Genomic DNA, 18,218 nt, shown 5'->3' on the forward strand with positions numbered 1-18,218 from the left:
ATGAAGAGAATTGGAAGAAATAGCTGGATTAGAGAAAGAACATTTAAATAGAATCCTTAGTTTTTATCCATTTGAGGTAAATAATATTATTCTGCAATCAAGTAGAAGTGGGAGAACTGTTTGGGAAGTGGAGACAAATGAAGGGTTAAAAATATTAAAACAAGCACATATGAAACCGAAAAGAATGTTATTTATTGCTGGAGCACATTTACATCTTTTTCAAAAAGGATTGCCAATCACAAAAATGCATAAAACAAATAGAGGAGGGGTTTGTATTGGAGCTGATGAGTATGCATATGTATTATATGATAAACATCAAGGAAAAGAAGTAATTTATTATAATAAAGAACAAATGGAAAAAGTGCTTATATATGCAGGTAAGTTTCATCAAGCATCAGAAGGATATATCCCACATCAAGAAAGTAAAATGAGAAGTCGATTAGGAAAATGGCATAAGTTATATAGGTGGAAATTACAAGAATTAGAAGGAAACAAAAAAATTGCACAATCTTATCCTAATGATGTGTTTTCAACAATGTTTTTAGAATATGTTGATAAAATGATAGCTCGTGCCAAAAGGGCATTACAAGAAATTGATGAACCATTTTATAACGAATGGACAAAACAAGTAATTGCATCTAAAGGTTTTTGTCAACAAGATTTTACATTGGCAAGATTTGAGGAAATAGATGATTCTATTTTTATGAAGGAGTTACATTCTATTACAAATGATTTACCAGTAAGAGATTTACGTATTATTTTAAATAAAGTAATGAAAAAAATGTCAGTTTGGGATATTAATTTAGTGATTCATATGCTGAGTGCTTACGATTCAGAAAATCCATTATCAGAAAAACAATATCGCATACTTTGGACGGATTTAACGTTTCCTCATTTATTATGTTCGATTGCACATAAATATTATTTAGGGCAAAAGCGTTCGTGGTCTGATGAAAAATATATTTGGGCATTACAAAATATAATTGCACTTGAAGATTCTAAAGAGGAATTTTTATCTCGATTTTCAGATATTTATGACGAAATCAAGAATAAAAGTGGAGGAGGAAGAAAATGAAATTAGAACCGGAAGAAATAGTCATACCTATTTTAGATTTAGAAAAATTTATGTTTTCTCCACCAGGGCCAATGGGATGGGAAATGTCAGAATATGAGCAAACATTAGAGAAGCAAAAAGATATTGTACTTGATGAATCATCTATATTAGAGAATTTAGCGATTATTAATGACATAGAATTAGTGGAGTTACCAACAGTTGGATTACTAGAGTTAGAAACAATAAGCAGTAAAACAAACACAATAGTTAAGGACATTGTAGATGAAATAAATGATGAAGATATTCAAATCGTTGAAGAGGAAGCCGTACAATCGGATTTCAGTACTACTGAACCAGAAAAACCAAAAATAAAAATACAAATTATTACACCTAACGAGCCATTAAAAAGACCATGGATAGCTGAAGTTTTAAAACATTTCAAGGGAAAAGAATAATGAAAAGTCCGCAATTACAACAATCATTTTTTACTTTCTAGCATATTTTAAATATAAGTCAAATAAGGAAGGAGTTATGTAAATGGCTGATGTAAAAAGAGCAAAAATAAAAATAGATTTTGAGAATGGCTTTAGTATTAATTCTGATCAAGATATACAAGAGGTATTAAAACTTTTGGCTGAAGTTATTCAATCTGGTGGACATACTGGTGTAGAAGTAGAAGTTCAATATATTGATGAAACAGAAATAACCTTTACTGACGAAGAAGAAGAGGACGAAGAGGACGAAGAAGAAGAGGACGAAGAAGACGAAGAAGAAGAAGAAGAAGAAGAAGAAGAAGAAGAAGAAGAAGAAGAAGACGAAGACGAAGACGAAGACGAAGAAGACGAAGAAGACGAAGAAGACGAAGAAGACGAAGAAGACGAAGAAGAGGACGAAGAAGACGAAGAAGACGAAGAAGAGGACGAAGACGAAGAAGACGAAGAAGACGAAGAAGACGAAGACGAAGAAGACGAAGAAGACGAAGAAGACGAAGACGAAGAAGAGGACGAAGAAGACGAAGAAGACGAAGACGAAGAAGAGGACGAAGAAGAGGACGAAGACGAAGAAGACGAAGAAGACGAAGAAGACGAAGAAGACGATGCATAAGACAAATCCCCCCTAATATAAAGGGGGGATTTGTCTTATACGCTTGTTCATTTTATGAAATTAAAATACTAAATGAGAGGTTGAAGTTAAGGACGAATTTATTTGCTGTGGTTCTGTAAAGGATAAATGTATTTGTCAGTAAGTTTAACTTTCACGCATTAACTGCCCGTAAAAGCCCGAGTGGTGCAACTAATAACCAGTGGGGGGAAAAACACTGATTAAAGTTTCATCTTATATAATTTGAATTTTAAGTGGCCGCATTAGATTTTTTACAGGTTGATTTGTTGGTATTATAACTTGCTTATATACTTGTTTTAACTTATTAGCTGTATGCATAAATGTAAAGTTTTTTTCAACAATCTGCCTGCCATTTTGAGCCATCAATTTTGCGAATTCTGGTTGAGATAGCAAACCTTGGATAAGCCTAGAAAACTCTTTCGGGTTATTATATTGTTCAATTAAGCAGCCGTTATGTTCATCTGTTATAACTTCTGCATTTCCACCACGGTTTGTTGTAATGATAGGGGTTCCAGCAGCCATTGCTTCATAATGAACACGTGCTAATGGCTCATGCCATTGCGAGCTGCAAACAAATATGTCTCCCATTAAAAATATATTATGAATTTGATCCGCCGGAATAAATTTAGTGAAAATCACGTGTTCTTTAATAGGTTTAGCGAGTTTATGCAATTTTTTAATATATTTATTTATTCTGTTATCACTAAACCATTTACCTCCAACTATAACGAGTACCGCATCTTTATGGATTTTAATAATCTCTTTCATAGCATGGATGAGTATATCTGGTCCTTTGTTTTTGGTCAATCTACCGACAAATAGAATCACCTTTTTATCTTGGATAGCGTATTTCGTCCGAAATTCATTTCTAATTTCTTGTCCTTTGCGTGTCCAAATTGGAGGAGATGTTTTTATGTTTACACCAGAGTAGACAATCGAAATTTTATGTTCAGCATGTGGAAATCGTTCAATTACTGTTTCTCTAATATAGTTACTAACAGTAACGATAGCTGTAACCATTTCAATAATTAGGTTGCCTTCAGGGATGGATATTTTGTGTTCAGCAAACATATCGTTATGAAGGCCTAATACAAATTTACTGTCTGGAGAGGCTTGTTTATATAGGGGGATATTTTTGGGACGATTAAAAACGTGTATAATATCAAAGGTATTGGATTGCAGTGCTTTTATAACATTCTGCTCATATTCTATTTGATGGAAATACATGTAATGAATATTGTCTTGTGTTGATTGTTTTGGAAGACTTGGGTCCGAGATGGAAAAAATAGTGAGTTCGAATTCTTGACATATATAGGGGGATACTCCATCAATCATCATTTGAATTGCACCACCTTTAATTGCTGGAGAAGGTAATTTTTCAGTACATACATATGCGATTTTCATAAACTAGTCTCCTTTATAAAGTTGTTTTATATATTGATATTCTGCTTCCAATCCATTGGATAAAGAAACAACAGGATGATATTGTAATAGTTTATTAGCCTTAGATATATCTGCCCATGTTTGTTTTGGTTCGCCAGGAATTGATTTTAGAAAAATTTTATTTGCTGATTTACCTAATATTTTTTCTAGAGTAGAAATGATATTTAAAATGGAAGATCGTTCTGTTCCACCGATATTTATAACTTCTCCTACTATATGTTCGCTTGTCTCTAAAGCAGCTATGGTTCCTCGTATACAGTCATCGATATAGGTAAAATCACGTGTTTGTGTTCCATCACCAAATATTGTGACAGGTTTATTTTCTAGCATTTGTTTAATTAATCTGTGGAATGCCATGTCAGGTCGTTGTCTCGGTCCATAAACTGTAAAATATCTTAAAATCACAATTGGTATATGAAAATTTTTGTGATAAATATGACATAGGTGTTCACTACTTAATTTTGTGACACCGTATGGAGAAAGTGGAATCGGTAATAAGTTTTCAGAAACCATCCCAGATTTTTCTCCATAAACAGAAGATGTTGATATCTGAATGAATTTCTCTAACTTTACTTCCTTACATGCTTCAAGTAAATATTGTGTAGCAAGTATATTATTGGTTACATAAGGATCGAAATCTTTTCCCCAGCTTGTTCTTACGCCAGGGATAGCAGCTAGATGATAAACGACTTTTACATCTTTTAAAAGCTTGGGTAAATCTGTAGTTAATATATTGTCTCTTATAAATTGAAATCGTGGGTTCATTTGGAGGGTTTGAATATTATCTGTTTTTAAGGCCGTTGGGGTAGGGCCAATAAAGTGATCAATTCCAACTACATGATATGACTTATTCTTAAGTAATGCTTGACATAAATGAGAACCAATAAAACCGGCGGCGCCTGTTACAAGTATTTTCATGAACGACCAACTCCTATATAGCGTAAACTGTACTGCTCTATTTCATCTTTATCAATACAATTTCGTCCATCCACAATTGTGCATCCTTTCATTAATTGTTTGACTTCTTGCCAATTAAGTTTTTTAAATTCATCCCATTCTGTGGCAAGAATAATACAATCAGAATTTGTGATTGAGGATTTTAGTTCTTTATGTTGTGTAACTTGTTTATTCAAATACGGAGGAAGAGAAGCTTTTGGATCATACGCATGAAGGTTGTAACCAAGAGGAAGTAATTTTTCAAGAAGTTCTACAGCAAGTGAATTACGAATATCATCAGTGTTTGGTTTGAAGGAAATTCCTAAAACAGTTATTTTTTTTGAAGATGGCACTTTTATGGTATTTTTAATTTTTTCAACATAGAGGTCAATCTGTGTAGAATTAATGGATTGTACAGCTTGCAAAATAGGAACTGTTACCTGCCTATCATTTGCTGTATATATGAGTGAATGTAAATCTTTTGGGAAACACGATCCTCCATATCCCATTCCTGCTTGAAGAAAATGGGGGTTAATTCGAAAGTCGTAGCCAATTCCTTTTGCCACTTCATTAATATCAATGTGATACGCGTCACAAATTCGGGCGATTTCATTTATAAAAGATATTTTTGTAGCCAAAAATGCATTGGCGGTATATTTAATCATTTCAGCTTCGCTTAGACCTGTACAAAGGAATGGAGCATTAATCTTTTTATATATATTTTGCATAACTTTTAATGACTTTGTGTCATTTTTTTGGATACCAATAATAGTTCTATCTGGAATAAGCATATCTTGAACAGCAGATCCTTCACGGAGAAATTCAGGGTTAGAAACAATATTAAATAGGGATGACGGTACACCATTTTTGATGAGCATTTCATATAAATGTTGATTCGTTCCAGGTGGAACTGTACTTTTTGTAATAATTGTTTTATAGGATGTTATTGCTGGAACTAGTAGGTCAATAACAGAGTATAAATATTTTAAGTCTGTCTTTCCGCTGGGGCTAGAAGGGGTTCCTACAGCAATAAGAATAACTGGTGATTGTTGTATAGCTAGACTAATATCATGCTGGAATTGTAGTTGTTTTTGATTTTTGTAAATAAGTTCCTTTAAACCAGGTTCGTAAATTGGACATTCGCCCCTCTGGAGAGCTTGGATTTTATTAAAATCTTTATCTACACAAATAATAGAATGACCTAAATCGGCTAAAACCGCCGCCGATGTGAGCCCAACATAACCAGATCCTATAATACATATATTCATATGGCAATCACCTTTCTGAAGTTATTACTAGTTTTTACAGTATATTAGTGGACAAGTTAGATTGGTGACATATAAAAAGGCCTATTCATACAAGCGATGTAAGATAGGAGCCTTTTTTTAATTTGTGATGCGCGGTTAAGGGTTCTATTGAGTATAATATTGAAAACATGTTGAAGAAGGGAGGAGAGAGGAATGATAAAAAAAGCGATCATTCCAGCTGCTGGTTATGGTACAAGGAGTCTTCCTATTACAAAGGTAGTTCCGAAAGAAATGTTTCCAATAGGTAATAAACCTGCAATTCATTATATTGTAGAAGAAGCTATGAAGTCAGGTATTGAACAAATATTAATTGTTCTTTCAAGTAGAAAGAACTTAATAGTTGATTACTTTGATTATTCATTAGAACTAGAGGCATTTTTAGAAAGGGAACAAAAAGTCGAATTGTTAAAAAAATATAATATTCCTAACATTCAAATCCATTATGTAAGACAGCCGTATGCGAGAGGACTTGGTGAGGCAATAAAATTAGGAGAAACATTTATTGGTAATCATCCTTTTGCTGTGCTTTTGCCAGATGATATCATAATTTCTGATAAAGAAACTGCCTTAAATCAACTAATTAAGATATACGAAGAGACAAAAAGTAGTGTATTAGGTATCCATACAGTACCAGATGAAGATTTAGGGAGATATGGAATTGTAAATGGGAATAGTGTTAAAGCAGATTATATTCAGATTACAAATATTGTTGAAAAACCAAAAGTAAATCCTCCATCTAATCTTGCGGTGATTGGACGCTATATTTTTACGCCAAATATATTCCAGTTGCTAAAAAAGGTTGCGCCTGGACACGGAGGTGAGTATCAACTAACTGATGCAATAGAGTCTTTGCTTATGACTAAGAACGTGTATGGCAAAATTATTGATGGAAAAAGATTCGATATTGGACAAGAAAATGATTATATTCAACTTCTTAATTTTATACATGAAAAAAATAGAACAAACATGAATTGAAATGGTGTGAAATTTCTTAATATACATGAACTTAAAAAATCCAATGTGGATATACGCTTACTTAAATCATTGATAGTACAGGAATAAAGCGAAATATGATTTTGAACTCAAGAAAATCTCAATGTATTTTCTACTTCATACCGTGCAAATGAGATTATTAATAACTGTATATAATAATGGGATATAAAAAAGTTCTTTATTAAAATGTGGTATGTATACTACTTTTTAATAAAGAACTTTTTTATGTAACGACAATTTTTTTGTTTTTTTTATTTAAAGTGAATTTTGTAACAATTCATTTTAAGTTATAGTAGAAGGATTGTAATAAGTAATGAGAGAAGGTGTATACAAGGAGATGAATAAGATGATTAACAATACAATTCCAAGCTTTTTGAAGCTTTTGGAAAGCGATGATATAGGATTATATGACTTGAAAAAATATTATGATATGTACCCAGAAGCCTTCGAAGAGTATTTTAATTATCATTGTCCTAAGACGGAAGAACGTCTTTCTAGTGCAATTAAAAAGTATCCTGAAAAACTAGAAGACATTCGTATTATTTCGGAAATTTTACCATCTATTATTCAAGAAATTAGTGAGGAGTATCGCATTCAATTTGGTTTTAATATAGATTTGACTTTTCATCTATTTGTAGGTGGATTTGGTTCCAATGCATTTGTAGAAAGAGATATTATGGGGGATATATTTCTTGCGGTAGAAAAATTATCTCCTGAAAGGGAGCATCTTCGTGTTATCGTTGCCCATGAAATCGGTCATATATATCATAATTTCGTATTGCAAGAGAGTGGAATGGATTGGACTAAAGCACAATGGGCTGATGCAGCGGTTAGTTTATATCGTGAGGGAGTCGCGACATATTTATCGCAAAGAATAGCTAAAGGATTAAGTAAATCAGTCTATTATTCATATGATAATGATGGTGACGATTGGTTGTATTGCTATGAAGAACATAAAGATCAAATTAAGAAACATTTTTCACAAGATTATATTAAAGGGTGGACAGATGAAAAAGAGAAAGAATGGTTCCGTTTATCAGGAGGGACTTATTTCGGATACAACCGACTCGGTTATTTTTTAGGAAAATCATATATAGAATATATAGTCCATACTTTCGGAGAAACCGAAGCACTTACTTTTTGGAGTAAAAATAATTTAAAGAGTAGTGTTATGGAATGGTTACAAAAGTGAATATGATGAAAAGGGAGGCTGAAAAGGATGAAAGTATATATGAAAGTGCTTATATTGTTCCTAACTTTAACGTGTGTAGTGGCTTTAACCGCGTGTAATAACGCTGAGGAAAAGAAACAAACTAATTCAACATCAGAAAATAGTACAGAAAAAAAGAGCGATACGTCAGAAACGGGTAAAAAGAATGAGGACACCGCTCAAAAAACAGAGAAAGAGTCTATGGAAAAACCAAAAGGTCAAGATTCGGTAAAACCATCAACGGAGTCTAATACGAAAAATACAGTGCTTAATCAAAAATCAATTAACCATGTAAAAGATTTATTTGAGCAAGCGAAAGAAGGTAAAGTACCTAACGTACCATATGCAGCACATACAGGTGACATCGAGGAAATAGAAAAAGCGTGGGGAAAAGCAGATAAAACTGATCAAGCGGGCAACGGGACGTATGCAACTTTTACAAGTGAAAATGTAGCATTTGGCTTTAACAAAGGATCTCAAGTCTTTGACGTTCGCTCATATCATTCAGAACTCAAATCGATTACGTTACAAGAAATCGAAAAGGCTTTAGGAAAACCAGCGTCAGTTAAAGTAAATGGTAATGATAAAATTTATGTTTATAAAGTAAATGATCAGTTTGAATTGAAATTTATAATTCCGAAATCGACCGGTAAAGTACATCATATTTCTGTGTTCTCACCGGAGGATAGCATAAATAATATGGCAGGTTAAATAAAAGAGCTGTTCCTATAGGGACAGCTCTTTTGCTTTTGTTCTCTCTAACGACTGAACAAAAAATGCTTGAATGATACCACCAATTATTAATAAGAAGGCACAAATATAAAATAGAGTACTACCGCTTAATTTACTTAATAACAATGCACCTACAAAAGGCCCGCAAGTTCTTGAAATATCCCAATGTATACCATATATAGAAAAATATAATCCGCGTCTATGACTTGGGGCGATTTGTGAAACGAATCGTAGTAAGTGATTCAAAGCTATACTTTGCCCAATTACTAAAAGGAGCAATGTGAAGAATAATGACCATATTGTTGTGGAATAACCGTAGCCAATCGCAGCTAACGTATAGCAAGTATAGGAAATAACAATGATTTTAGGCATAGAAAATCGTTCAGACCATTTCACAAGGAAAATTTGGAGAATAACCTCCATGATTGCTTTGCAAGTTGAGATAAACACGAGTATGAATAAAAAATTTGGAAATACACTTTCGGCGAATATACGATAATTCGATTCGGTTTGAGCGTAGAAAAAACTAATAGGTAGCGTAGAAACCATAAGTCCAAACACAGCATAATGCTTTGAAATAAATTGTTTTGGCGAATATACTTCTTTAGTTTTATTAACGCTTTGTCTGAGTGGGACCGTTTCAGGAAGCTGCGTCCAAACGAGAATAGCATATAGCGTAAGGGCTACACCTTGCAAAATAAATAAATATTCAGGGTGACTAGTATAGAAAAAAGCACCAATTAATGGTCCGATTACAGAGCCAATCGCTCCCGTAGTATGCAGAACAGCAAATATTTCTGCCTGTTGTTCTTCCTTCGTTAAGTCAGCGATTTGAGCTCGCTGTGCCGGAATATATAAAGAGCGTCCAATACCATTTATGACATACAATAAAGCGAAAAAAGTGACTGATTCAGCAAAAACGAATCCGCTTACGGCAAAAGCTTGTAAAAGTAATCCGAGTAACATGATTTTCTTTCGGCCGTATTTATCTGTTACCCCCCCAGCGATTAATGTAAATACTATATCAGCGAGTGGCTGTAATCCGAAAAGAAGCATTGTAACTATGACATTACCATTTAAAGCTTTATTAACGTGAACAATAAAAATGATAGCTAACATCGCTTCAGTCGTTCGAACTAACAATTCACCGAACAACCGAATGCGGATGGGCTTATTATAACGTTTTAAAAGATGATTCATTTCTAACTCCTCCTTTCTATATTTAAATGATAAGATGGAAGCTAGAAATGAAAAAGGGTAGAATGAAAGAGGAAGATTTTTCATCTTTTAGGGGGCGTTTTATGACTATTTTGGAGCAATATATGCACCTGTGGCTCCAGTATGGAAAAGGGAGAGCAGAGGGAGAACAATTAGAAATAACTATACAAAATATATCTGAAACTTTATTTTGTACAGAGCGAAATAGTAAATTAATCATAAAAAAATTAGAAGAATTAAATTGGATTATGTGGTTTCCAGGCCGAGGGAGAGGGAATCGTTCAAAATTGTTATTTCAAAAATATCCACTTTCTTTAATTTTAGAAAGAGGAAAAGAAATAACGAAACAAGGGGATGTAAAAAGCGGAAGTGCATTTATTGAAAGGTATAGCTCATATTTTCCATCGCTTCAAACTCAATTTCAAACTTGGATAGATTCGATATTCGGTTATCAAGTCGAAAGGACATCTAAAGGGAGAAGAGATGTGCTACGTTTGCAAGTACAAATGAATCTAGATATTGCATTAGACCCTGTATACGCTACGATGCGTTCGGAATGTCATATGGTAAAACATATATATGACGCATTAGTGTATGTAGAAGGAAATACAAATAGTGTAGAGCCAAGACTTGCGTTTTATTGGGAATATGATGACCAAAAATATAAATGGACTTTTTATTTACGAAAAGGTGTTCAGTTTCATAACAGGAAAGAATTTACCGCTCATGACGTTGTGCATACATTTAAACGATTTATGAAAGCAAAAAATAACCCGCATGCTTGGATGTTACAGCACGTTGAAAGTTTACATATTCTTGATGACTATATTGTGCAGATTCGTTTATCTACAGATAATAAGTTGTTTTTACATGCTTTAAGTACAGAACAGTGTTCGATTGTAAATGAAGATCAAGACGGGAAGTTAATCGGTACTGGACCGTTTCGGTTATGTGAAAAGAATGAGGATGTATTCGTATTAGAAGCAAATGATTTATATTTTCGCGAGCGACCTTTTCTCGACCGAATTGAATTATGGAATGTAGAGCACAGAGTTAATACGTGCGATATATTAGCGAAAGCACGTTATAAAAATATAGAAAGCCATCATAAAGAAGTATCTAGACTTGAGTCGAATGTAACTTACATTACGTTAAATACTGCAAAAGAAGGACCTATGCAAAATGTGATGTTTCGTAGAGCTTTATATAAAATTATTCATGGTAATAAAATTGTTGAAGAATTACAGGGAGAGCGCGGAGAAGTAGCGGATGGATTAGTACTCACAAAGAACGGTACAATTCAAATTAACAGGGATATACATACATTTATTAAATGCAGCTCTTACCGTAATGAAACACTGCGATTATATACATTTACAGGGCAAGATCACATTGAAGATGCGCATTGGATACAAAAAGAATGTGCAAAATACGGAATTAAAATTGATATTGAGTTTCTTGAACAAGAAGAGTTATTGCAAATGAGTACGATACAAAAGGCTGATATAATGCACGATAGTGCGACAATTAGCGAACGGATAGAAGAGAGTTTACTATATATGTTTCTTACAAAAAACAGCTTTATTCATCAGCATAGCAATATAAACTTTAACGAAGTATTGCAGCCTTATTTTACAGAAAATCAATTAGAGAAACGGGTGACACTGTTACGCGATATTGAGGGCACACTGTTACGTGAAATACATATCATTCCTTTATATCGTAATAAACAGCGAGTAAGTTCACACGAAAAAATACAAAATGTAATGATTAATTCACAAGGCTGGATTGATTATTACGATATATGGTTTAAAGCTTGATATATAAAGGTTCTTATGCATTTTGATGAAATGCGTAAGAACCTTTTTTTATATAAAAAGGAGGTTTGTTTTACACATTGTTACGCTACTTATTATAAAAGTCCGTTTACAGCGTAACAGTGTTATGTTACATTGTTATCAGGAAGGAGTGTTATACAGTTGAGTACAGATTTAATTTCAAAAAAAGATTTATTAGAACTAACTGGTATTTCATACGGACAGTTATATAGGTGGAAGAGAAAAAATTTAATACCGGAAGATTGGTTTGTACGGAAGTCAACGTTCACAGGTCAGGAAACATTTTTTCCGAAAGAAAAGATATTAGAACGTATTGATAAAATCCAAACGATGAAAGAGGATTTATCACTTGATGAATTAGCAAATATGTTTTCACCGAGCGTGACAGAAATTCTTTTAACAAAGGATGATTTGTTACGTAAGGGTATTGCATCAGAACCAGTCTTACAATTTTTTATAGAACAAACGAATAAAACGGCAGAGTTTCAATTTGCAGATATTCTTTACGTGTATATGTTAGAAGAACTTCTTCAATCAGGAGACGTTAGTTTAGAAGAGGGGAAAATGGTCTTACAAGTATTAAGTGAAAATTACGAAGCGATTAAGCATAAAAATTGTGACGTAATTATCGTTCGAAAGTTAGGGATTTCTACATGTTTCTTAGTTTCAAACGTGGACGATTTAATTTTTGAAAAGGGAACAAAAATTGTTTTACGGGAAGCAATTACGAAATATACCGAAGCATTAAAAACTAAACTGTTGTAGTGGAGGAAAAATCATGCGTACAGAAAATTTAATTATAAACGGTTACGGTTCATCGAATGGTGGTGAGTTTCACAAAGTACAGCTAAACGGAAAAGGAACTGTTAATGGAAATGTTGAATGTGAGCAATTTGAATGTAATGGTTACGGTGCAGTTACTGGTGATTTGAAAAGTAGTAATGCAAGAATTAGCGGATCGGGTAAAGTTGATGGTACAGTTAGCGCAGAAATGATGCGCATCGATGGGAAAGCGACAATTACACAAGATGTAAAGGCGAACAGTTTAAAAATTGCAGGAAAAGGTACGATAGGTGGAAATGTCACCGGTGAAGAATTTAAAATCAATGGTCAAGCGACGATTGATGGTAATTGCGAGGTTGATGTTTTTTCTTCTGAAGGACAATTTACAGTTGGTGGATTATTAAGCGCAGATGAAATTAATATTAATATTCACGGCACATGTAGAGCGAAAGAAATTGGCGGTCAAACAATTAAAGTAAGACATAGATTGAGTACTTTTAGTAAACTTTTTAAAACAGTATTTGGCCTGCAGTTAGAGGCTGAATTGTTAGAAGGTGACAATATCGATATTGATTATGCTCACATTAAAACGGTAAGAGGAAACAACGTTACAGTAGGACCGAACTGTGAGATTGATCTTATTGAATATACAGGTGTACTTAATGTTGATAAAAACGCAAGTGTGAAAGAAATTAAGCAGGTTTAAAGGAAGGGAGCGATCGATATGGAAAATCAACATAGTCTTACTGTAAATGGATCAGGTAGCTCGGCAGGTGGAGATTATAATAAAGTGAAGATTCGCGGCGAAGGAACAATCTCTAATCATATGAGTTGTAATGATTTTAAAACGTATGGTACGAGTGAAGTACGTGGCAATATGAAGGCGAAAAATTATGTCGTGTATGGAGATAGTGAAGTACAGGGGAATATGGAGGCGGAATATGTAAAAGTATATGGCAATGCCCAAGTACAAGGCGACGGACAAATTAATAAAACAAAAGTTAGAGGTATGATAGAATTTAAAGGGAAGCTATCCGGCGATTTCGTAGATGTGAAAGGCGCTTTAAATGTGAAGGGAGATATAGAAGTAGAGGAATTATTACTAACTGGTGGTCTTGAAAGTGATGGTTTGCTTAATGCTGAAAATATTGAAATCTCACTTCGTTATGAAGGAAGTAAAGTGAGAGAAATCGGTGGGAAAAAGATTAGAGTACGTAAAAAAGCGAGATTTATTCCTTTTACAAGTCATGCAGGAAGCCTTCAAACATCAATTATTGAGGGGGATGATATTTATTTAGAACATACAATAGCAGATGTAGTAAGAGGAAATCATGTTATAATTGGCCCTGGCTGTGAAATTAGTGTTGTAGAATATCATACTAGTTTTAACCAAAAAGGGAATTCAGTCGTAAAAGAAAACAAACAAATATAAGTAGTATGAGGGAGAGCAAGAAATATGGTTGAGAAGAATAATAAACTCGGCTTCGTTGTTGCCGGTTTATTGCTAGGTATCTTAATGGCATCAATGGATAATACCATTGTCGTAACAGCGATGGGAACAATCGTTGGTGATTTAGGAGGCCTTGAAAATTTTGTATGGGTCGTTTCTGCCTATATGGTCGCAGAAATGGCAGGTATGCCGATTTTCGGTAAACTATCAGATATGTATGGTAGAAAGAGATTCTTTATTTTCGGTTTAATCGTCTTTATGATTGGTTCGGCACTTTGTGGTACTGCTGAAAATATTACACAGTTAGGCATTTATCGTGCTATTCAAGGTATTGGCGGCGGGGCATTAGTGCCGATCGCGTTTACGATCGTGTTTGATATTTTCCCTCCTGAAAAGCGCGGGAAAATGGGTGGTTTATTTGGAGCAGTATTTGGTTTATCAAGTATTTTCGGGCCATTACTTGGCGCATATATTACAGATTATATTAGCTGGCACTGGGTATTTTATATTAACTTACCGCTTGGCATTTTAGCACTTATTTTTATTACATTCTTTTATAAAGAATCACGAGTTCATAGAAAGCAAAAAATTGATTGGTTTGGCGCAATTACTTTAGTTGGTGCAGTAGTTTCTTTAATGTTTGCCTTAGAGCTTGGCGGACAAAAGTATGATTGGGATTCTAGCTTTATTTTAAGTTTATTTGGTGGATTCACTATTTTAATAATCGCCTTTATTTTTATTGAACGAAAAGTAGAAGAGCCAATCATTTCATTCGAGATGTTTAAACAACGTTTATTCGGAATGAGTACCATTATTGCATTATGTTACGGGGCTGCATTTATGTCAGCGACTGTGTATATTCCGTTATTTATTCAAGGTGTATATGGGGGTACCGCAACAAACTCAGGGTTATTACTTTTACCGATGATGTTAGGATCAGTCGTAACAGCGCAGTTAGGCGGATTTTTAACGACGAAGCTTAGCTACCGAAACATTATGATTATTTCTGCTGTTATTATGCTAATTGGACTATTCTTATTAAGCACATTAACGCCAGAAACAAGTCGAATATTATTAACGGTTTATATGATTATCATTGGATTTGGAGTAGGTTTCTCATTCTCTGTACTAAGTATGGCAGCTATTCACAACTTTGGTATGGAACAGCGTGGATCTGCAACTTCAACGAGTAATTTCATTCGTTCATTAGGAATGACACTAGGTATTACAATCTTCGGAATGATTCAAAGAACAGGTTTCCAAGATCAATTAGAAGAAGCTTTTAAAGGTATGAGCGGAGGAATGAATACAAACGCTTTAGGAGATTCAAGAGCTATTTTATCAGAATCGGCTAGATCTCAAATTCCGCCGCAAATATTAGATAAAATTATTGACGCTCTTTCTAGTTCAATCGTTCAGACATTTATGTGGGCGTTAGTCCCAGCAAGTTTAGCGTTCGTATTCATTTTCTTTATGGGAAATGAGCGCATGGTATATAAGAAAGAACAAAATAAGGTGAAAAGTGAAACATCAAAAGCGTAAAGAAAAAGCTCCTTTCAATTTTGAAAGGAGCTTTTTCTTATGTACGGAGTCGAATTAGCCTTCGATAATTTCGTATTCTTCGTCTGCTAATAATAAAATATGTGTTTTTTTACCTTTGTTTTGAACTTCGATTACATCATATGTACCTAAGTCTCTTAGCTTGCTTTGAGAAGCGTTAACCATAACTTCCATAGAATCAATTAAGATATCTTCTTCAATGTATGATTCAGGCAATGCCATATCTTCAGTATCTAATACACATGCGTATAGATTTTGTAAGTTTTCAGCAGTTGGGTTTTGTTCCTCAACATCAATAATGTTTTTTACTGCTTCCATATTTTCTTCTTTTACTTGATATACTTTAATTTTAGTCATTGTTTTAATCTCCTTTATAACGTAATCTTAGAGGCTGCACCTCATTATAACGCTTTTTCATTGAAAGATGAAATTGTTATATGTATTTATAGTAAAAATTATGTGTTATTACTTATTATTGGTGTAATTTCCATATTGATGTTAGGCGTAACTAATTATATTCTTACGTTAAAATTATATTGTCCAAGCTTTTCATATATCCCGCTCATATTATGTGTATTAGATAAAAACATATAGGGAAGGGATTGAATGTAAGTGGATTGCGAGCCGAAACGAAATTGTCAATGTTGTCAAAATAGTATATGTGAATTTTTGAAAAGCTTAGATCCTTATTCTAGGATTGAGAGTATCACAATAGACGGAAACGAAATAGTTGTATCCTATTTCATTTCATTTAATGAGATAAAAGGTATAGTTGCATTTGCACAAGAAGACAGTGAGGTAATATTTGTAGATTGTTCAAGAATTGATGCGATTCGAATAGGAAAAGTGTGTAGTTGTAAAGCGAAAGTTAAATTTATTGAAGAGGATTTTAGTCTCCTTGGAAATGTTTGTCCACAGTGTTTAACGGAGGGAAGTACACTCTTTTTCGACTTTTATAATTCTGAATTGAATTTATCTCTACAAGCAAAAACAATTGATGCGCCTAGATGTATTGAATTTACTGATGAACTTGGGAATGTAGTAAAGCAAATTACAATAGTAGGTGAAGCGATTGTTTCTAAAGATTTTGTTCAAGTGCCAGAACTGTTAGATTTTCGATTGATATTATCGGATACAGCTGCAAATCCTTTGAACTTCGGAGTACTGTTCATTAATTTCCCTGATATTACGTTTATCATTCTTTTCGCATCAAGTGGATATCTCAACATTTCAAACTGTTTAAAAATAGAGAGTGGAACTGGCAATGCGGAAATAGAAGAGATGAAAAAAATGATAATTAATGATAATAATACGTACAAGTCAATTATTAAATTGACTAAAATATATAAAAATGGTGAGACAGAATCTTATATTTCTAAGAATGAGATATAACGTATCTATTACAATTATCCCTCGTATATTATAATGAGGGTTTTGAAATGATTAAATACAATATTGCTACATTAATATTTGGTTGTTTATTATGTGGAAGCGGAAATTATTTCTTTTTCCTTTGTATACATTAATGAAAGTAAAGGTTTTTATTGTTTTCTATACTGGATATGCCGTAGTAGCGTGTAATAAGCTGGTTCGTATTTTCAATTATGCATCCAGCTTACGCAACAAAATATGAAAGAAATCAATTGCAGCGGGATTTTTATTTAAGTGTAAATAAATGTAGCGCTGGAGTAGGAACTTATACAATATTAGTAAAATAATTAAAAAAGGGCTGCTACGACAGCCCTTTTTTAATTATGTAAATACCTGCTGTTATTTTTTTATGGAGTGAATTTTATTAGGGGTAATTAGTCATCATAGTTACCATACATCGCCATCAAGTTAACGAAAATACAATACCAATTCTGATTTTAGACAGGATTGATTTTTTATTAAGATTTTACTTGCTAAGCTCTCTTTGGGCTCCCATATAGCTACCAATGATATTTTGATAACTTGGAAGATGTTTAGCAAGTAAAGCTCCGAAACCTTCAACATCATTTCGCCAGTCACGCTGTAATTCTGCTGCAACGCTAAACCAATTCATTAGTTGGACCCCTCCATGAGCCATACGCAAAAGAGCAGCATCTGCTACTTGTTTACTAACAGTTCCTGATGCATCGGTTACAACAAAAACCTCATATCCTGCGTTTACAGCGGATAGTGCTGGGAACGCAACACAAACATCAGTGACTACCCCTGCGATAATTAGTTGTTTATTACCTGTTGCCTCAATGGCTTTAACGAATTCTTCATTGTCCCATGCGTTAATTTGTCCAGGACGAGCTATTTTAGGTGCATTCGGAAATAGTTCGATTAATTCCTGCATGAGTGGGCCATTAGGGCCGTCTTCAAAGCTTGTTGTTAAAATGACTGGTAAATCAAAAAACTTAGCGGTATTAGCAAGAGCTAAAACATTGTTCTTGAATTCATCAACACCATAGTCGCGCACTAGACTGGAAATAAGACCTGTTTGATGATCCACTAGAAGAACGGCGGCATCACTTTTTGAAAGACGAGAATACAAATCAGACATTTAATAATCCCCCTTAATAAGCTTATTTACAAATCAATC

At 33.7% G+C, this 18,218-nt stretch carries 18 protein-coding genes; 12 read left to right on the top strand and 6 right to left on the bottom strand.

Annotated features, from left to right (window positions below):
• Window positions 1-10 precede the first annotated feature (10 nt).
• From cotS to QCI75_RS12760, 3 genes are all read left to right on the top strand, one after another.
• Window positions 11-1,075, top strand: a complete 1,065-nt coding sequence (gene cotS, locus QCI75_RS12750) for a spore coat putative kinase CotS (RefSeq protein WP_144506394.1) — start codon at window positions 11-13, stop codon at window positions 1,073-1,075.
• Window positions 1,072-1,509, top strand: a complete 438-nt coding sequence (locus tag QCI75_RS12755; protein ID WP_144506395.1) for a hypothetical protein — start codon at window positions 1,072-1,074, stop codon at window positions 1,507-1,509. Before cotS ends, QCI75_RS12755 begins: the two co-directional genes overlap by 4 nt.
• A gap of 82 nt (window positions 1,510-1,591) precedes the next feature.
• Window positions 1,592-2,158, top strand: a complete 567-nt coding sequence (locus QCI75_RS12760; RefSeq protein WP_353760595.1) for an AAA family ATPase — start codon at window positions 1,592-1,594, stop codon at window positions 2,156-2,158.
• Window positions 2,159-2,389: 231 nt separating this feature from the next.
• Here QCI75_RS12760 and QCI75_RS12765 read toward each other — a convergent pair whose 3' ends face one another.
• From QCI75_RS12765 to QCI75_RS12775, 3 genes are read right to left on the bottom strand one after another with little or no spacing between them, the layout of a single operon-like run.
• Entirely contained in the window at window positions 2,390-3,580 is a 1,191-nt protein-coding gene (locus tag QCI75_RS12765; protein ID WP_353760596.1) for a glycosyltransferase family 4 protein, read from the bottom strand.
• Between the two features lie 3 nt (window positions 3,581-3,583).
• Window positions 3,584-4,537: an NAD-dependent epimerase/dehydratase family protein gene (locus tag QCI75_RS12770; RefSeq protein ID WP_144506397.1), complete on the bottom strand. Its 954-nt coding sequence runs from the start codon at window positions 4,535-4,537 to the stop codon at window positions 3,584-3,586.
• Window positions 4,534-5,823 carry a UDP-glucose dehydrogenase family protein gene (locus QCI75_RS12775; RefSeq protein WP_353760597.1) on the bottom strand — a complete coding sequence of 430 codons (1,290 nt, stop codon included), beginning with the start codon at window positions 5,821-5,823 and terminating at the stop codon, window positions 4,534-4,536. The genes QCI75_RS12770 and QCI75_RS12775 overlap by 4 nt, the downstream gene beginning before the upstream one ends.
• Before the next feature lie 192 nt (window positions 5,824-6,015).
• Between QCI75_RS12775 and QCI75_RS12780 the strand changes: the two genes are divergently transcribed.
• The 3 genes from QCI75_RS12780 to QCI75_RS12790 all read left to right on the top strand — a co-directional run bounded on the left by QCI75_RS12780 (window position 6,016) and on the right by QCI75_RS12790 (window position 8,776).
• Window positions 6,016-6,837 (top strand): UTP--glucose-1-phosphate uridylyltransferase, encoded by an 822-nt coding sequence (locus QCI75_RS12780; protein WP_353760598.1) that lies wholly within the window; start codon window positions 6,016-6,018, stop codon window positions 6,835-6,837.
• A 364-nt stretch (window positions 6,838-7,201) separates the two neighbouring features.
• Window positions 7,202-8,047 carry a DUF5700 domain-containing putative Zn-dependent protease gene (locus QCI75_RS12785; protein ID WP_353760599.1) on the top strand — a complete coding sequence of 282 codons (846 nt, stop codon included), beginning with the start codon at window positions 7,202-7,204 and terminating at the stop codon, window positions 8,045-8,047.
• Between the two features lie 27 nt (window positions 8,048-8,074).
• Window positions 8,075-8,776 carry a YjgB family protein gene (locus QCI75_RS12790; RefSeq protein WP_353760600.1) on the top strand — a complete coding sequence of 234 codons (702 nt, stop codon included), beginning with the start codon at window positions 8,075-8,077 and terminating at the stop codon, window positions 8,774-8,776.
• Window positions 8,777-8,791: 15 nt separating this feature from the next.
• On the opposite strand, the gene QCI75_RS12795 is transcribed toward QCI75_RS12790, so the two are convergent.
• The gene (locus tag QCI75_RS12795; RefSeq protein WP_144506402.1) at window positions 8,792-9,997 is read right to left on the bottom strand and encodes an MDR family MFS transporter; all 1,206 of its coding nucleotides are present in this window, start codon (window positions 9,995-9,997) and stop codon (window positions 8,792-8,794) included.
• A 62-nt stretch (window positions 9,998-10,059) separates the two neighbouring features.
• Between QCI75_RS12795 and QCI75_RS12800 the strand changes: the two genes are divergently transcribed.
• The 5 genes from QCI75_RS12800 (at window position 10,060) to QCI75_RS12820 (ending at window position 15,628) form a co-directional block, all read left to right on the top strand.
• Window positions 10,060-11,835, top strand: a complete 1,776-nt coding sequence (locus tag QCI75_RS12800; RefSeq protein ID WP_353761526.1) for an SgrR family transcriptional regulator — start codon at window positions 10,060-10,062, stop codon at window positions 11,833-11,835.
• 159 nt (window positions 11,836-11,994) lie between these two features.
• The gene (locus tag QCI75_RS12805) at window positions 11,995-12,618 is read left to right on the top strand and encodes a YhbD family protein (RefSeq protein WP_002161451.1); all 624 of its coding nucleotides are present in this window, start codon (window positions 11,995-11,997) and stop codon (window positions 12,616-12,618) included.
• Between the two features lie 13 nt (window positions 12,619-12,631).
• Window positions 12,632-13,342, top strand: a complete 711-nt coding sequence (locus QCI75_RS12810; protein ID WP_002136823.1) for a polymer-forming cytoskeletal protein — start codon at window positions 12,632-12,634, stop codon at window positions 13,340-13,342.
• Between the two features lie 18 nt (window positions 13,343-13,360).
• Window positions 13,361-14,068: a polymer-forming cytoskeletal protein gene (locus QCI75_RS12815; RefSeq protein ID WP_144506404.1), complete on the top strand. Its 708-nt coding sequence runs from the start codon at window positions 13,361-13,363 to the stop codon at window positions 14,066-14,068.
• A 24-nt stretch (window positions 14,069-14,092) separates the two neighbouring features.
• Window positions 14,093-15,628: an MDR family MFS transporter gene (locus tag QCI75_RS12820; protein WP_144506405.1), complete on the top strand. Its 1,536-nt coding sequence runs from the start codon at window positions 14,093-14,095 to the stop codon at window positions 15,626-15,628.
• Window positions 15,629-15,682: 54 nt separating this feature from the next.
• Here QCI75_RS12820 and QCI75_RS12825 read toward each other — a convergent pair whose 3' ends face one another.
• Window positions 15,683-16,003 carry a hypothetical protein gene (locus QCI75_RS12825; RefSeq protein WP_002136820.1) on the bottom strand — a complete coding sequence of 107 codons (321 nt, stop codon included), beginning with the start codon at window positions 16,001-16,003 and terminating at the stop codon, window positions 15,683-15,685.
• Window positions 16,004-16,258: 255 nt separating this feature from the next.
• Between QCI75_RS12825 and QCI75_RS12830 the strand changes: the two genes are divergently transcribed.
• On the top strand, window positions 16,259-17,038 hold the full coding sequence (locus QCI75_RS12830) for a BC_2878 family exosporium-associated protein (RefSeq protein WP_144506406.1): 780 nt from the start codon (window positions 16,259-16,261) through the stop codon (window positions 17,036-17,038).
• A gap of 505 nt (window positions 17,039-17,543) precedes the next feature.
• Here QCI75_RS12830 and ycaC read toward each other — a convergent pair.
• Window positions 17,544-18,179: an isochorismate family cysteine hydrolase YcaC gene (gene ycaC, locus QCI75_RS12835; protein WP_144506407.1), complete on the bottom strand. Its 636-nt coding sequence runs from the start codon at window positions 18,177-18,179 to the stop codon at window positions 17,544-17,546.
• Between the last annotated feature and the right edge of the window lie 39 nt (window positions 18,180-18,218).

This window comes from Bacillus cereus group sp. RP43, assembly GCF_040459645.1.
Taxonomy (GTDB): Bacteria; Bacillota; Bacilli; order Bacillales; family Bacillaceae_G; genus Bacillus_A; species Bacillus_A mycoides_C.

What these genes read in the sequence shown, in the direction of transcription:
- QCI75_RS12755 (WP_144506395.1), top strand. Translation starts at nt 1,072, where the DNA reads ATGAAATTAGAACCGGAAGAAATAGTCATACCTATTTTAGATTTAGAA.
- QCI75_RS12760 (WP_353760595.1), top strand. Translation starts at nt 1,592, where the DNA reads ATGGCTGATGTAAAAAGAGCAAAAATAAAAATAGATTTTGAGAATGGC.
- QCI75_RS12765 (WP_353760596.1), bottom strand. Translation starts at nt 3,580, where the DNA reads ATGAAAATCGCATATGTATGTACTGAAAAATTACCTTCTCCAGCAATT.
- QCI75_RS12770 (WP_144506397.1), bottom strand. Translation starts at nt 4,537, where the DNA reads ATGAAAATACTTGTAACAGGCGCCGCCGGTTTTATTGGTTCTCATTTA.
- QCI75_RS12775 (WP_353760597.1), bottom strand. Translation starts at nt 5,823, where the DNA reads ATGAATATATGTATTATAGGATCTGGTTATGTTGGGCTCACATCGGCG.
- QCI75_RS12780 (WP_353760598.1), top strand. Translation starts at nt 6,016, where the DNA reads ATGATAAAAAAAGCGATCATTCCAGCTGCTGGTTATGGTACAAGGAGT.
- QCI75_RS12785 (WP_353760599.1), top strand. Translation starts at nt 7,202, where the DNA reads ATGATTAACAATACAATTCCAAGCTTTTTGAAGCTTTTGGAAAGCGAT.
- QCI75_RS12790 (WP_353760600.1), top strand. Translation starts at nt 8,075, where the DNA reads ATGAAAGTATATATGAAAGTGCTTATATTGTTCCTAACTTTAACGTGT.
- QCI75_RS12795 (WP_144506402.1), bottom strand. Translation starts at nt 9,997, where the DNA reads ATGAATCATCTTTTAAAACGTTATAATAAGCCCATCCGCATTCGGTTG.
- QCI75_RS12800 (WP_353761526.1), top strand. Translation starts at nt 10,060, where the DNA reads ATGAAAGAGGAAGATTTTTCATCTTTTAGGGGGCGTTTTATGACTATT.
- QCI75_RS12810 (WP_002136823.1), top strand. Translation starts at nt 12,632, where the DNA reads ATGCGTACAGAAAATTTAATTATAAACGGTTACGGTTCATCGAATGGT.
- QCI75_RS12815 (WP_144506404.1), top strand. Translation starts at nt 13,361, where the DNA reads ATGGAAAATCAACATAGTCTTACTGTAAATGGATCAGGTAGCTCGGCA.
- QCI75_RS12820 (WP_144506405.1), top strand. Translation starts at nt 14,093, where the DNA reads ATGGTTGAGAAGAATAATAAACTCGGCTTCGTTGTTGCCGGTTTATTG.
- QCI75_RS12825 (WP_002136820.1), bottom strand. Translation starts at nt 16,003, where the DNA reads ATGACTAAAATTAAAGTATATCAAGTAAAAGAAGAAAATATGGAAGCA.
- ycaC (WP_144506407.1), bottom strand. Translation starts at nt 18,179, where the DNA reads ATGTCTGATTTGTATTCTCGTCTTTCAAAAAGTGATGCCGCCGTTCTT.